The following is a 12,383-nucleotide window of genomic DNA, read 5'->3' as shown; positions in this document are numbered from 1 at the left end:
CCGGTCCGCTTTTGTATTGGATGTAGGGAACTAGGCCGTCAGGTGCCGGTGCGCTTGTCGTTGCCGAAGCGGCGCACGACACGGCGTTCGACCACCACCGAGCGCTGCGCACCCTGTTCGCCGGCGATCACGCGGGTCGAGGTGATGCGGCTGTTGGTGCGAACCTGTTTCTTGACCTCGGCCTGGACGACATCGAGCGGCATGCCCATCAGGGCTGCGGCGATCTCGGCCTGCTGCTCCTGATCGTCGGTGATGCCGACGGCGGCGAAGATCGCCTCGTCTAGGGTCGGCGGATCGTGGCGCACGCGCCGCGTGCCATATTTGGTATTCCAGTCTGCGTTCATAACGGCCTCGTTTCGATGCCGGGATACCTAGTGCCGTCTATGTTGCATTGCAATATGAAATCGGTGTGGCATCTCAGCTATGCACGGGTTGGATGTCAGGGTGGTGACGGGACACCGGCAACATCCTCAACCCGCTGTTGTGGCCAGCGTTTCAGCGCCGCATGGCCCGCTTCCGTCAGCCCGTAGATCCCCCGCTCGGTGCGTTCGAACCAGCCATACACATTGTTAAGCATGATCTTGCCGGCATCGGGACAGCGTTGGCGCAATTCGCTCACCCGCCGCGGGCCCGCCGCGAGTTCCGATGCGCAAGCCAGCGCCTGCTGCCGATAGGCCGTCATGATCGGCGCGCGAGTGCTACCGCCCAGCACAGGATCGCCTTGGCGGCGCTGATGCTCTGCGACGAGGCGCGAACGGACCTTCGGCTCGCGGCGTGGGGCTGCCGACGGCGGCTTCACCAGCACCTCGACCTGACCGCGGTCGGTCACCCCGAGCATGCCGAAGCCGAGGCGGCGACAGAGATTGCCATAGCGCGCGTCGGTCTCGCGTCCCTTGCCGCGCACTGACATCTTTGCGGCAATCCAGACCTCGTCGCCGGCCGGTGCACGATCGACCGCCTGAAGGATCAGCTCGAGATTGAAGCTCAGCTTGAGCTCGCCGATCACCACCACCGGCGGATCGCCGGCGCTGAGGCCCACGAGATCGCAGCCGCCGATCTCGCCCTTGACCGTGAAGCCGAGCTCTTCGAGGAACCGTTTGACAGGCAGGTAGAGCGTGGTTTCCAAGGAAAGCTTCCGAGTGTTACGTCCGATCGGGGAATCAGTTGCGGGCAGTGTAGAGCCTTCCTGGCTTCGATAGAATCGGAGCCGGCGCAGAGACAAGCAAACCGGTATGCGACTACACCCGCCCGCCGACCGGGATCAGCGCGCCGGTGACGCCGCTGGCGGCATCGCTGGCGAGGAACAGGATGACTTCGGCGAGCTCCTGCGGTGTCACCCATTTGGCAAAGTCGGCTTTTGGCATGTCGGCGCGGTTGGCCTTGGTGTCGATGATCGAGGGCAGCACCGCGTTCACGGTCACCTTGCCTTTCCACTCGCTCGCCAGCGCCTCGGTAAGACGATGGACGCCGGCTTTCGACGCTGCATAGGGGCCCATGCCGGAGCCGGCCTGAAGCGCACCCATGGCGCCGATATTGACGATGCGGCCGGCCTTGGACGCGGCCAGATGCGGCAGCGCCGCGTGCGAGGCGTTGAGAGCCGTCAGCAGGTTGAGCGCATGCATGCGCTGCCATGTCTTCACGTCGCCGTCGCCGACCATCTCGAAGGCGAAGCCGCCGGCGATGTTGATCAGCGCATCGAGCTGGCCGAAATGCTTCGCCGCCGCCTCGACCGCCGTCTTTGCTTGTGCTGCGTCGGACAGATCGACGCCGCCGATCTCGATGCGTTCAGGCATCGCGGGGATCTGCGACGGCGCATGGTCGATGCCGGCAACGCGCGCGCCGCGTGCCAGTGCGGTCTCGGCGACCACCTTGCCGAGCGAGCCGAGTGCGCCGGTCACCACAACGACTTTTCCCTGCACGAGACTCTCCGTCCTTCACCTGTCGCCGACTATTGCGCGGCCCGAATTGGACTTGCAATGGCGGCCGGCTCCAAATTGGGCTAAGATGCAACTTTAGATCGTGGAGGAGGCTGTTTCATGACCGACAATTTGCCGACCCTCGAGTTTCCTGCTGCGATCGTTGATTTGCAGTATCCGCTGCCGAACTTCAGGAAGGCATTGAGCGGAAGGGGGCCCGTGCGCATCGTGGCGATGGGGTCATCTTCGACGGCCGGACTTGGCAACGTCGTCGCATATCCTGCGCGGCTCGAGTTGTATTTGAGAACGCACTACAAGGATGACGATCCCCATCGGGACATCCGGATCGACGTGCTCAACCGTGGCAAGGGCGGCGAAGAGGCGCCGCAAGAAGTGGCTCGGTTCAAAGACGACATCTTTGCCGACAATCCTTCGCTGGTGCTCTGGCAGGTCGGAACCAACGCCGTGTTTCGCAGCAACGAATTCGACTTCGATGAGGTGGTGGCTAAGATCACCGAGGGATTGGCCCGCCTGCGCGATCATCCGGCCACAGATGTCATTCTTATCAACCCGCAATACGTCACGGCCATGCTCGGCGACAATGCCAAGCTCTCGGAGAAGATGGTCTCGGCCATCCGGGCCGCCGCGCAAGAGGCCAAAGTCAATTTGTTCCAGCGCTGGGCCCTGATGCGGCACTGGAACGAGCACAACAACGCCTCGCTTGAGCAACTGCTCGCGCCGGACGACGAGTTGAAGCTGCACCAGAGCGACTGGAGCACCATGCAAGTCGCGCGGGCTCTGCGTTCGGCGATCCTAACGGCGACCGGTGCAACGCAAAGATGCCCATGCCTGATTACGACTTGAGATAGCGCTCCTTGAGCGCGCTCCGCTCGGCCGCGCCGAGCTTGAGCCCGTCGCGCAGATAGGTTTCGAGATCGCCATATTCGGCGCCGACAGCTTCGAAAGCTGCGGCAAGGTACGACGCCTCTACGCTACCGATGGCATTGCGTACGTCTTCGGGCAGATCGGTGGCAGCCGTCGCATCGCGCTTGTAGTGCTGGTTGGTCAGCAGATAGTCCTCGGCAATGACGTCATCCGGCACGCCAAGCGCATGCAGGATCAACGCGCTGGCAAAGCCGGTGCGGTCCTTGCCGGCGGTGCAGTGAATGACCAGCGGCGCGCGGTCCTCCAGGAGATGCCCGAACAGGGTGCGGAAACTGGCTGTGTTGTGGCGGACATAATTGCGATAGGACTCGCGCATGAGCTCGAGCGCGACCGGCGCGGTCAGCCTGCCCCTGGCGAGCTCGCCGCGCAGCGCAGCCACGACCGTCGGCTCGATCGGCAGCGAATGCACGGCGATCTCGTTGATCACGCAGACGCCCGCCGCGCGCTCCTCGACACCGCGAAAATCGAAGGCGCTGCGCACGCCCAGCGCGCGGACGATCTCGACATCGGCAGCAGTGAGCTGGCCGAGATGGTTGGAGCGGAAGATGTGCCGCCAGCGCGTGGTACGGCCATCTGCGGTCGGATAGCCGCCGAGGTCGCGAAAATTGCTGGCGCCCTGCAGGGCGAGATGGCGGGCAGGGGCGTCTTGTCCGGAGTTGTCTTGCGGGGACTTGTCTTGCATGAGATCAGCTTGCGTTATGGTTCCATTGGACGCACGACGGGCGTCCTTGAGATCTATTACAGGGGGCGATCATGGGCCGGCACAAGGCCATTCTTTTGACGGTCGCCATGCTGGCGGGCGCAATGATCGGAGCGCGGCAGGCCGATGCGCAGACGTTCCGGACCTATCGGTGCGTCGATGGTACGCAGTTCATCGTTGGGTTTTATGATGCCGACAAGCGCGCCTTCCTCCAGATCGACGGCGAGCCTGTTACGCTCGCCAAGCGGATCACGGTCTCCGGCGCGCGCTATTCGGGGGCGGGGATCACGCTGGTGATCGGCAAGACCGGCAGCACCAAGCATCTGAAGCGGCCGGTCACGGCCTGCGCGGGCATCTGAACGGCGGCATTTCCACAAAAATCAGAAAGGGCCGAAACTTCGTTGTTTCGACCCTTTTTCAAACTGACGCCGGACGCTTGAGAGGGCGCGGCGGTATTGAACCGAACGCAGGCATCAGCGATCCCATTTCGGCTTGGCTTCATCGACTGCTTCCTGATGGTACCAGCTGCCGCTGCAAATCGTCTCGTTCACGGGGAGCGAGGCGTGGTTGGCGGGAAGGCGGGTCTCACCGTTGCGGCGCCCCCCAAGAGCCGAGCGGCCCCCGACAGGGAATTGATAGATCTGTGCAGATCCGTGACTCAGTCCATTGTTCATCATTGCGGTATCTCCCGAGATCGCAGCGCTGGGCCTCCATGGTGCGCCCGACTCGTTGGCTTGTGGTTACTGGAATCCCCATATCGGCCGTGCATTCCGAAATGCAAAGTGCTGAAAAGGAAATCAGCCTTGGCCTATTTTGGAGGCAGACTGCATTCTGCTTCCTCTAAGGCAGCGGTCGGGTGGCTAACGCGTGGGCCATTGCGAAGGTTGCGGGCGACGGGCACAGACTTGGCGAATATTGCCGGACGTTGATGCGCGTTTAGTCGGCAACCTCAGGCGCCAGCCTGCCTGCTCCAGAATCGGGCGTTTTCCGCGGGATTTTTGCGGTGCAGCTTCACGCAAAGGTGCGCCGCTATGACGCACGGCGGACTGGATGACCCGCCGGGTGGGAGCGGAGGCCGGTTGCGGTGGAAAACCTCCCGCGCTGCGGCCTTTTGGCACGTTAAATGCTTGGAAAGGGTCGGCCGATGTTGGCCGGGTAAACAATCGTGCGGGGGCCTGCGGCCCCCACCTTTCGCATCATCTACAGAGAGGCTCAATGACCAAGTATAAGCTCGAGTACATCTGGCTCGACGGATATACGCCGACTCCGAACTTGCGCGGCAAAACTCAGATCAAGGAATTCGCGTCGTTCCCGACGCTCGAGCAGCTTCCGCTCTGGGGCTTCGATGGCTCCTCCACCCAGCAGGCTGAAGGCCACAGCTCCGATTGCGTGCTGAAGCCGGTCGCGGTGTTCCCGGATGCCGCCCGCACCAAGGGCGTGCTCGTGATGTGCGAAGTCATGATGCCGGACGGGAAGACCCCGCACTCGACCAACAAGCGCGCCACCATCCTCGACGATTCCGGCGCCTGGTTCGGCTTCGAGCAGGAATACTTCTTCTACAAGGACGGCCGTCCGCTCGGTTTCCCGGCCTCCGGCTATCCGGCCCCGCAGGGTCCGTACTACACCGGCGTCGGCTTCTCGAACGTCGGCGACGTCGCCCGCAAGATCGTCGAAGAGCATCTCGACCTCTGCCTGGCAGCCGGCATCAACCATGAAGGCATCAACGCGGAAGTCGCGAAGGGCCAGTGGGAATTCCAGATCTTCGGCAAAGGCTCCAAGAAGGCCGCTGACGAAATGTGGATGGCCCGCTACCTGATGCTGCGCCTGACCGAGAAGTACGGCATCGACATCGAGTTCCACTGCAAGCCGCTCGGCGACACCGACTGGAACGGCTCCGGCATGCACGCCAACTTCTCGACCGAGTACATGCGTACGGTCGGCGGCAAGGAGTACTTCGAGGCGCTGATGGCGGCCTTCGACAAGAACCTGATGGACCACATCGCCGTCTACGGCCCGGACAACGACAAGCGTCTGACCGGCAAGCACGAGACCGCGCCCTGGAACAAGTTCAGCTACGGCATTGCCGATCGCGGTGCTTCGATCCGCGTGCCGCACTCCTTCGTCAACAACGGTTACAAGGGCTATCTGGAAGACCGTCGTCCGAACTCGCAGGGCGACCCATACCAGATCGCTTCGCAGATCCTGAAGACGATCGCCTCCGTGCCGGCCGACAAGAAGGCCGCCGCCTAAGATCCTCCCGGCCCGGGCTGGGGGGCTGGCCCGGGTTGGACTTCGATCCGCCGAAGCCGAAAGGCTTCGGCGGATTTTTCATTCTGATGACAGCCGTTGCGGAGACTCCTCGGACCTCATGGCGGAAAACTTGTCCTTCGCCGCCGAAAGCGGGATAGAGTGCGTCTGGGTGCGCGCAAGGCCGGGGACGGCTGGTGTTTGAAGGCTTCTACAAGGTGAGATTTCAGCTCGGCGACGTGGTCGGCCGAAGCGTGATGCATGCCGGCAATGGCAAGATGCTCGGCGGCAATTCGGCCTTCGCCCATATCGGCACCTACACGAAGACCGAAGGAGGCGTCGATGTCGTGATCGACACCGTCCGCCACAACCCCGATCCGAACTATCGCGCCATGGCGGGCACGGACGATGCGACCCTGCTGGCCAAGGGATGGGCCGACGGCGATCTCTATCGCTTCAAGGGCGAGCTCAAGGAGCTGCCCGGCGTACCCTTTCAGTCGTTGATGACACCCATCACCGAAGACGAGATGCCTATCGCCGGCGGCGTCGGCGAGGCCGGCATCGCCGACGGGCTCTACTCGGTGCATCTGCGCATGCTCGATGGCGTCGACGGCGGTCTCACCGGCGTGATGCTGCTCAACAAGGGCCGCATCCTCGGCGGCGATGCATCGTTCTATTATCTCGGCAGCTACACCGCCGCCAACGGGCGCTGGAAGGGCCAGATCCTCAATCAGGAGCACACGCCGGCCAAGGACGATCCGATCTTCGGCGGCCACGAGGTCGGCATCGGCTTCTCCGGCAGTTATGATGCCGAGCAGGCGGTGCTGGAGGCAACGGCGCTCGCCGGCAAGCGCAGTCTGCGCCTGACCGCCGCGCTCAAGCTGATGCACCGCGCCTGATCGCCACGGGAATCGCTGATGGAAAAAATACGCATGCTTTCGACGCTCGGCCTGATGGGCGCGATGCGCAGCCTGTCCTCCGCCTACGAAACCGCGACCGGCGTCCACATCGACGCCGATTTCGCGCCGACGCTGGCACTGCTCAAGCGGTTGCACGACGGTGAGGCTGTCGATCTCGTGATCCTCACCCGCGAAGGGCTCGACGAGATGATCGGCGAGGGCCGTGTGATCGCCGAGAGCGCAGCCGATCTCGCGCGCTCCTTCGTCGGCATCGCGGTGCGGGCAGGGCAAGCACATCCCGACATCGCCACCGTATCCGCGCTGCGCAACACGCTGCTCGCGGCGCGGTCCGTGTCCTATTCGCGGCTGGGCGCGAGCGGGGTCTATTTCGCCCGGTTGATCGCGCAGATGGGGATCGCGGCAGAGATCAACGCCAAAGCCACCATCGTCGAGCAGGGCTTTACCGCGGAGCGGCTCGTGAGCGGCGAGGCTGACCTCGCCGTGCAGCAGATCAGCGAGCTGAAGCAGGTCGAAGGCATCGAGGTGGTCGGCCCGATTCCGCACGATCTGCAGACGCCGGCCGTGTTCTCCGCCGGCAGGATGACAAGCGCCGAGCACGCCGACGCCGCGGATCGGCTGCTGCGCTATCTGGCATCGCCGGAGGTCGTCCCGGTGCTGCGCCAATCGGGACTCGAGCCTTGAATTCGCCGGGACGGCAACGCAACGTGGTGTCCATGCGGACTTTCCTCGTTGCCATCCTTCTCACGCTTGCGGCGCCGTTGTCGGCGCATGCGCAATCGGCCGATCTCGTCCTGTGCGACCGCGTCGCCGCCGATCCCAGCGATCCCGACAAGCCGGCCGATATGAGGGGCGTGACGGAGATTGCGGCCTCCGACGTTGCGACCGCCATCAAGTTCTGCAAGCAGGCTGCGCCATCATCGCGGCGCGCGATGTTCGCGCTCGGCCGCGCCTATGCGGCCAACCGGCAGACGGCGGAAGCGATGGCTGCCTGGCGCAAGGCCGCCGACAAGGGATCGAGTGCGGCGATGGTCGAGCTCGGTGTGGCCTACGGCACCGGCTCCGGCGTCGCCAGAGATGAAGCGCAGGCGCGCAAACTGTTCGAGAAGGCGGCACAGGCCGGCAATCCCCGCGGCATCAGCAATCTCGCCGCGCTCGGCGGCACCGGCGGTGCCGCGCCGGCCGATCCAGCACAGGCGCGCGCGTTGCTCGGCAAGGCCGCCGAGACCAATGCGGAGGCGCAGTATCAGCTCGGCATGATGCTCTCCGAAGGCACGGGCGGGGCAAAGGACGACGCCGCGGCGCGCGCGCTGTTCGAGAAGGCGGCGGCGCAAAACCATCCCGGCGCGCTGGAGCGGATGGGCGCCTTCGCGCAGGAAGGCCGCGGCGGGCCAAAGGACAAGGACGCCGCGAAATCCTATTACGAGCGCGCCGCGGCGCTCGGCGATGAGGATGCCAAGCAGGCGCTGGAGCGGCTGCGCTGTCCCTATGCGATCAAGGACAAGCAGGGCAAGCTCGTCACCACGCTGTGCTTCTAAAGCGCGATGAACGCGCTTTAGGTTTATAAAACCGCCGCGCACTTTTCCGGATCATGCTCTAGCTTCACTTGTAGGAGTAGGCGACGTTGTTGCGGGCGTCGCGATAGCTCGTCTCGAGAAAATCCGGATAGTGCGCGGAGGCCATTGCCACCGCGCGGACGACGCAGTCCCAGAAATCGCCGTCCCAGCTGAAATGCGTGAAGGTCGCGTCCTCGAACCTGACGGCGGTGATGATGGCCCGCCTGATCGCAGTGTCATCGGCGCCGGGATGAGCACGCTTCACATAACCGAACGTCGGTCCCTTATGGGCGTGGTCGCGATCCCGGCGGTACTTCGCGCTGCTCCGCTCCGGCGTGAGGGTGCGGTTGACGCGGACCTCTGCGGCGGTCGGGCGCCCCTCGATCGAGTCCAGCTGATAGCGTCGGAGCCAGAGCTCGAACGCGGCATCGAGCAGCGGCAGCTTCGCCGCGCTTGCGATGAGGGTTGCGATCTGCGCCTCGGCTGATGGCTCCATTTGATCCATGCTGCTTTGTCGTGCGCCTCAGCCGGCGGGTTCGAAGCCGGCTTTGGTCAGTGCCTAAGGGCCGTTCGCGACCCGGCCAAAACAAAAAGTCGAAAAACAACCCCATGCACAGTAGCCAAGTAGTTGAAATCACAGCTCTGCAATGCTGTTGAAATCGCCACCTACGGAAATGCCGAAATCGGTTGCGCCGTCGGGCAAAACAGGCGCATGATGGCATCATTGCAGGGTGTGGCTTCGCGAATGGCCCTGCGCGAAAAAGCCCGATGGCCTTGATGCGATGGCGGTGCTAGGTAGCGCGTGCTTTCCTTCTGATTTTGCGGGTCACTTGCGTTGCTGGACGGGCTCTACAAGGTTGAATACGGCGTCAACGATGCCTTCGGCCGCAGCATCATGTGCATGCATGAGGGCAAGCTGCTGGGCGGCAATTCGGCCTTCGCGCATCTCGGAAGCTATTTCGAGCGCGACGGCGAGATCATCGCCGAAGTCATCACCGAACGGCATAACGACGATCCCAACTACCAGCCGCTGATGGGGGCTGACGTCGCCTCGATCGGCGCACGCGGCCGGCTCGTCGGCAACCAGATCCGTCTCGCGGGCAGCGCGGACACGATGCCGGGCGCCGGCTTCTGGGCCAATCTCACGCGGCTCGATGACGAGGGGTTGCCGCCGCAGGGGACGGTTGGTCCGGGCGGGGTCGTGAACGGGCTCTATGCGATCCATCTGCGCGCGCTCGACGGCGTCGATGCCGGGCTCTCCGGCGTCATGCTGCTGATGGACGGCCGCATCCTGGGCGGAGATGCGTTCTTCTACTACCTCGGCTCCTATTCCTCGGCGGACGGCCGCTGGAAGGGCGAGATGCTCAACCAGGAGCACACGCCGGCGAAAGGCGAGAACCCCGTGTTCGGCGGCAACGAGGTCGGGATCGGCTTCTCCGGAACCTGCACCGCCGACAGCGGTGAGCTCGAAGGCATCGCACTTGCCGGCAAGCGCAGCCTGCGGCTGGCGGCCTCGCTCAAGCTGATGCGGCGGGCGTAGGGCGGTTGCTTAGAATTCTGGGTGTCCGCTTGCGAAGGTAGAGCAGGCCTGACGTGCGACTTGGGCCGATATCGGCAAGTGACCCAACTACGACATTGAGTCGTCAGCGGATGCTTAGAAGCGCGGGGCGATCCGATATTGTGTCGGCTCTTCAGAGCGTTCTCTTTCCAATGGACTACGGGTGTTCCGTTCAATTTGGGCAAAAAAGAAGACGGTGCCTCCAAATGTTGACGAGACCACAAATCCTAGAATAGCGCCAATGATAACCCCGAACACGACTCCAGTAGTCGCTACCTGGCCCATGCCTTGCAACCGGATGTCAACGTTGGGAGAAATTCCGAAAATGCTCGACCAAACCGCTCCAGACGCTGCACCATAAAGTCCTCCGACAATCGTGCCGAAAAGTATCGAGAGCACCGCCATTGCTTCGACCATCCCCATCACCAACCTTCGAAAAGAAGTCATTTCACCCCTCCAGCTTGTGCTCCCATCCTACGGCGAAACAATCGAGCAGCAATACATTTGCTCGCCCATTATCGCAGCCTGCCGAGCCACAGCGCGGCGAGCGACTGGCGACTGCGCACAGCGAACTTGGCGTAGATCGACTTGACGTGGAAATGCGTGGTGTTCGGACTTTGGTCGAGCTTCTGTGCGATCTGCTTTTCCGTGTCCCCGGCGAGCAGTCCGAGCAGCACCCGGCGTTCAGCGGGTGTGAGGGGCGCGTTGGCGATGAGCAGTCCGTGGCTGAGCAATTGTTGACGGTGAAACCATCTCAAGGCGCGCATCACGAAGCCCAGACGCTGGCCGTCCTGTGCCGTAAAGCGGGGTTGCTGCGCATCACGAAATACGAACAGGCGAATCCTCAAATCGTCATTGAGCGCAATGCGCACGGAAATGCTGTCGGCGAAGCCGACATCCAGATAGTGCCGCCGATAGTGCTTGCCCTCGAACCATTCCGGCGGCAGCGTTTCGAACAGCAGGCGGACGCGGAACGGCTCATCGCCCGACATTGACAGGATCTGCGACAGGTCGACGTCGTCGGACCAGAGCGTATCGTACTGCTTCTGCACGGATGCCGCGACCGCGGGGATCGGGTCCAGCACCCTGACGAAGCGCGGACGCCAGCCGAGCAGGGGATCGGCCCGCTTCGGCGAAGGCAATCGCACGACCACGCCCCACAGCACATTGCGTGCCGACAACATGGTTCGCAGTGCGGACATCAGGTGGGTCAGCGCCGCATCACCATCGGCAACCGAGAAGTCGGCCAACTGATCCCAGAGCGCATAGATTTCTTGATTTTGCGGATCGATGGGATCCGTGGAGAGAAGCATGTCATTCCCAGTGCGCGTGCAGAGTTTCTCCGACCTCAGAGGTCGCCGACCTGCGCGGGCATACATAAAGCACGGCGAACCACCTTTCTAGGTAGTTCTCAGACCTATCCAGCGGCGCGATATTCGGCGGCGTGACTGGGAAGACGGATTCTCTCAGCGTAGCGACATTGGGAGATCAGCGATGCGTACGACGACGGGCGCGCCCGGCTTAGATGGCCCGGCGAAGGCCGGACGGACAGGCGATGGCCCGACCCTTTCTTCGTCCTCTCAGGCGCTATTCCGGCACTCGCAGCTTCCACCGGCCAGGGTGCCGGCGGTGGAGCAATGAAGTGAAGAATCTGCCTGCCCGTCGACAGCGCCGCGAGCTTCTAATGCGATCAGCTCTCCTGAGCGGCACGGCTTATGCCCTGATCGGTTGCACCTGTGCGCACGCCCAGACGGTCATCAATGTGTCCGACAGCGCCGGCCTGTCGGCGGCGATCGCGCAGGCCGACAGCAATGCCAGCGCGAGTTATGTCATCAATTTCCAGAACAACATAACGCTGACTGGCGCAGCGGCCGACACGCTGAGCGCCTTCAACACCACCAGCAACGTCACGGTGAATGGCGGCGGCTTCAGGCTGGACGGCGGTGGTGTGCAGCGCGGGTTCTTTGTCTACGCAGGCACTGTCGCCGTCAACAATCTGACGATCCAGAACACCCAGGCGCTCGGCGGCAATGGGGGCACCATTGGATTCGGTAGCGGGGGCGGCGCTGGCGGACTCGGTGCCGGCGGCGCGCTGTTCGTGGCGAGCGGCGGCCATGTGACCGTGAGCAACGTCGTTCTTTCGGGCAACAACGCAACGGGCGGCGCCGGCGCTGTCGGCGGTGACGGCGTGCCGGGCGCAGGAACGGCCGGCGGCGGAGGCGGCGGTCTCGGCGGCAATGCAGGGGGTGGGGCCGGTGGCGGTGTCGGACGCGGCGCCGATGGCGACACAGGGGTCGGAGGTGGAGCGGGCATTGTCGTGGGCGCGGCAAGTGGCGGACAAGGTTTCGGCGGTTCCCCCGGTGGCATTAACGGCGGAGGTGCCGGCGATGGAGGCGCCGGCGGGATCGGTGGAAGTCCTATATTCAGCAATGGCCAAGGCGGATTCGGCGGCGGCGGCGGTCATAGCGCTGCGGACGACAGAGGTGGCACAGGGGGATTTGGCGGCGGCGGCGCAGGGGGGCACTCGATAGCGGGCCATCAGGG

General features: G+C 63.6%; 16 protein-coding genes. 8 read left to right on the top strand and 8 right to left on the bottom strand.

Annotated features, from left to right (window positions below; all coding sequences use genetic code 11):
• Nucleotides 1-38: 38 nt before the first annotated feature.
• The 3 genes from GWG67_RS00080 to GWG67_RS00070 form a co-directional block, all read right to left on the bottom strand.
• On the bottom strand, nt 39-344 hold the full coding sequence (locus tag GWG67_RS00080) for a hypothetical protein (RefSeq protein ID WP_007591844.1): 306 nt from the start codon (nt 342-344) through the stop codon (nt 39-41).
• Between the two features lie 95 nt (nt 345-439).
• On the bottom strand, nt 440-1,126 hold the full coding sequence (locus GWG67_RS00075) for a DUF2161 domain-containing phosphodiesterase (protein WP_275167149.1): 687 nt from the start codon (nt 1,124-1,126) through the stop codon (nt 440-442).
• Between the two features lie 112 nt (nt 1,127-1,238).
• Complete coding sequence (locus tag GWG67_RS00070) at nt 1,239-1,919, bottom strand: SDR family oxidoreductase (RefSeq protein WP_275167148.1); 681 nt, start codon at nt 1,917-1,919, stop codon at nt 1,239-1,241.
• Nucleotides 1,920-2,036: 117 nt separating this feature from the next.
• Here GWG67_RS00070 and GWG67_RS00065 point away from each other — a divergent pair, with 117 nt between their 5' ends.
• The gene (locus GWG67_RS00065; RefSeq protein ID WP_275167147.1) at nt 2,037-2,780 is read left to right on the top strand and encodes an SGNH/GDSL hydrolase family protein; all 744 of its coding nucleotides are present in this window, start codon (nt 2,037-2,039) and stop codon (nt 2,778-2,780) included.
• Here GWG67_RS00065 and GWG67_RS00060 read toward each other — a convergent pair.
• Nucleotides 2,770-3,543, bottom strand: coding sequence for a tyrosine-protein phosphatase (locus GWG67_RS00060; RefSeq protein ID WP_275167146.1), 774 nt, complete (start codon nt 3,541-3,543; stop codon nt 2,770-2,772). The genes GWG67_RS00065 and GWG67_RS00060 overlap by 11 nt on opposite strands.
• Before the next feature lie 71 nt (nt 3,544-3,614).
• On the opposite strand from GWG67_RS00060, the gene GWG67_RS00055 reads away from it, so the two are divergent.
• On the top strand, nt 3,615-3,920 hold the full coding sequence (locus tag GWG67_RS00055) for an MliC family protein (RefSeq protein WP_275167145.1): 306 nt from the start codon (nt 3,615-3,617) through the stop codon (nt 3,918-3,920).
• Between the two features lie 114 nt (nt 3,921-4,034).
• On the opposite strand, the gene GWG67_RS00050 is transcribed toward GWG67_RS00055, so the two are convergent.
• Nucleotides 4,035-4,238: a DUF2735 domain-containing protein gene (locus tag GWG67_RS00050; RefSeq protein WP_007591835.1), complete on the bottom strand. Its 204-nt coding sequence runs from the start codon at nt 4,236-4,238 to the stop codon at nt 4,035-4,037.
• A 538-nt stretch (nt 4,239-4,776) separates the two neighbouring features.
• On the opposite strand from GWG67_RS00050, the gene GWG67_RS00045 reads away from it, so the two are divergent.
• From GWG67_RS00045 to GWG67_RS00030, 4 genes are all read left to right on the top strand, one after another.
• Nucleotides 4,777-5,811 (top strand): glutamine synthetase beta-grasp domain-containing protein, encoded by a 1,035-nt coding sequence (locus GWG67_RS00045; RefSeq protein ID WP_275167144.1) that lies wholly within the window; start codon nt 4,777-4,779, stop codon nt 5,809-5,811.
• A gap of 194 nt (nt 5,812-6,005) precedes the next feature.
• Nucleotides 6,006-6,707: a GrlR family regulatory protein gene (locus GWG67_RS00040; protein ID WP_275167143.1), complete on the top strand. Its 702-nt coding sequence runs from the start codon at nt 6,006-6,008 to the stop codon at nt 6,705-6,707.
• Nucleotides 6,708-6,725: 18 nt separating this feature from the next.
• Nucleotides 6,726-7,409 carry a substrate-binding domain-containing protein gene (locus GWG67_RS00035; RefSeq protein WP_275167142.1) on the top strand — a complete coding sequence of 228 codons (684 nt, stop codon included), beginning with the start codon at nt 6,726-6,728 and terminating at the stop codon, nt 7,407-7,409.
• Nucleotides 7,410-7,441: 32 nt separating this feature from the next.
• Nucleotides 7,442-8,263: a tetratricopeptide repeat protein gene (locus GWG67_RS00030; protein ID WP_275167141.1), complete on the top strand. Its 822-nt coding sequence runs from the start codon at nt 7,442-7,444 to the stop codon at nt 8,261-8,263.
• A gap of 64 nt (nt 8,264-8,327) precedes the next feature.
• On the opposite strand, the gene GWG67_RS00025 is transcribed toward GWG67_RS00030, so the two are convergent.
• Nucleotides 8,328-8,786 carry a hypothetical protein gene (locus tag GWG67_RS00025; protein ID WP_275167140.1) on the bottom strand — a complete coding sequence of 153 codons (459 nt, stop codon included), beginning with the start codon at nt 8,784-8,786 and terminating at the stop codon, nt 8,328-8,330.
• Nucleotides 8,787-9,116: 330 nt separating this feature from the next.
• On the opposite strand from GWG67_RS00025, the gene GWG67_RS00020 reads away from it, so the two are divergent.
• Nucleotides 9,117-9,821 (top strand): GrlR family regulatory protein, encoded by a 705-nt coding sequence (locus GWG67_RS00020; protein ID WP_275167139.1) that lies wholly within the window; start codon nt 9,117-9,119, stop codon nt 9,819-9,821.
• A gap of 114 nt (nt 9,822-9,935) precedes the next feature.
• Here the strand turns inward: GWG67_RS00020 and GWG67_RS00015 are convergent, their stop codons facing one another.
• Entirely contained in the window at nt 9,936-10,286 is a 351-nt protein-coding gene (locus GWG67_RS00015; protein WP_275167138.1) for a hypothetical protein, read from the bottom strand.
• Nucleotides 10,287-10,354: 68 nt separating this feature from the next.
• A complete protein-coding gene (locus GWG67_RS00010; protein ID WP_275167137.1) occupies nt 10,355-11,152 on the bottom strand; it encodes a helix-turn-helix transcriptional regulator in 798 nt (265 codons plus the stop codon).
• A gap of 371 nt (nt 11,153-11,523) precedes the next feature.
• Between GWG67_RS00010 and GWG67_RS00005 the strand changes: the two genes are divergently transcribed.
• The coding region (locus GWG67_RS00005) for a pectate lyase-like adhesive domain-containing protein (protein ID WP_342761008.1) at nt 11,524-12,383 on the top strand (860 nt) is incomplete at its 3' end.

The organism is Bradyrhizobium sp. CSS354, assembly GCF_029051725.1.
Lineage (GTDB): Bacteria > Pseudomonadota > Alphaproteobacteria > Rhizobiales > Xanthobacteraceae > Bradyrhizobium.
Note: the sequence above shows the minus strand (reverse complement) of the source record. Positions and strands in the feature narration are given on the sequence as shown.

What these genes read in the sequence shown, in the direction of transcription:
- GWG67_RS00055 (WP_275167145.1), top strand. Translation starts at nt 3,615, where the DNA reads ATGGGCCGGCACAAGGCCATTCTTTTGACGGTCGCCATGCTGGCGGGC.
- GWG67_RS00050 (WP_007591835.1), bottom strand. Translation starts at nt 4,238, where the DNA reads ATGATGAACAATGGACTGAGTCACGGATCTGCACAGATCTATCAATTC.
- GWG67_RS00025 (WP_275167140.1), bottom strand. Translation starts at nt 8,786, where the DNA reads ATGGATCAAATGGAGCCATCAGCCGAGGCGCAGATCGCAACCCTCATC.
- GWG67_RS00045 (WP_275167144.1), top strand. Translation starts at nt 4,777, where the DNA reads ATGACCAAGTATAAGCTCGAGTACATCTGGCTCGACGGATATACGCCG.
- GWG67_RS00030 (WP_275167141.1), top strand. Translation starts at nt 7,442, where the DNA reads ATGCGGACTTTCCTCGTTGCCATCCTTCTCACGCTTGCGGCGCCGTTG.
- GWG67_RS00060 (WP_275167146.1), bottom strand. Translation starts at nt 3,543, where the DNA reads ATGCAAGACAAGTCCCCGCAAGACAACTCCGGACAAGACGCCCCTGCC.
- GWG67_RS00010 (WP_275167137.1), bottom strand. Translation starts at nt 11,152, where the DNA reads ATGCTTCTCTCCACGGATCCCATCGATCCGCAAAATCAAGAAATCTAT.
- GWG67_RS00015 (WP_275167138.1), bottom strand. Translation starts at nt 10,286, where the DNA reads ATGACTTCTTTTCGAAGGTTGGTGATGGGGATGGTCGAAGCAATGGCG.
- GWG67_RS00065 (WP_275167147.1), top strand. Translation starts at nt 2,037, where the DNA reads ATGACCGACAATTTGCCGACCCTCGAGTTTCCTGCTGCGATCGTTGAT.
- GWG67_RS00080 (WP_007591844.1), bottom strand. Translation starts at nt 344, where the DNA reads ATGAACGCAGACTGGAATACCAAATATGGCACGCGGCGCGTGCGCCAC.
- GWG67_RS00035 (WP_275167142.1), top strand. Translation starts at nt 6,726, where the DNA reads ATGGAAAAAATACGCATGCTTTCGACGCTCGGCCTGATGGGCGCGATG.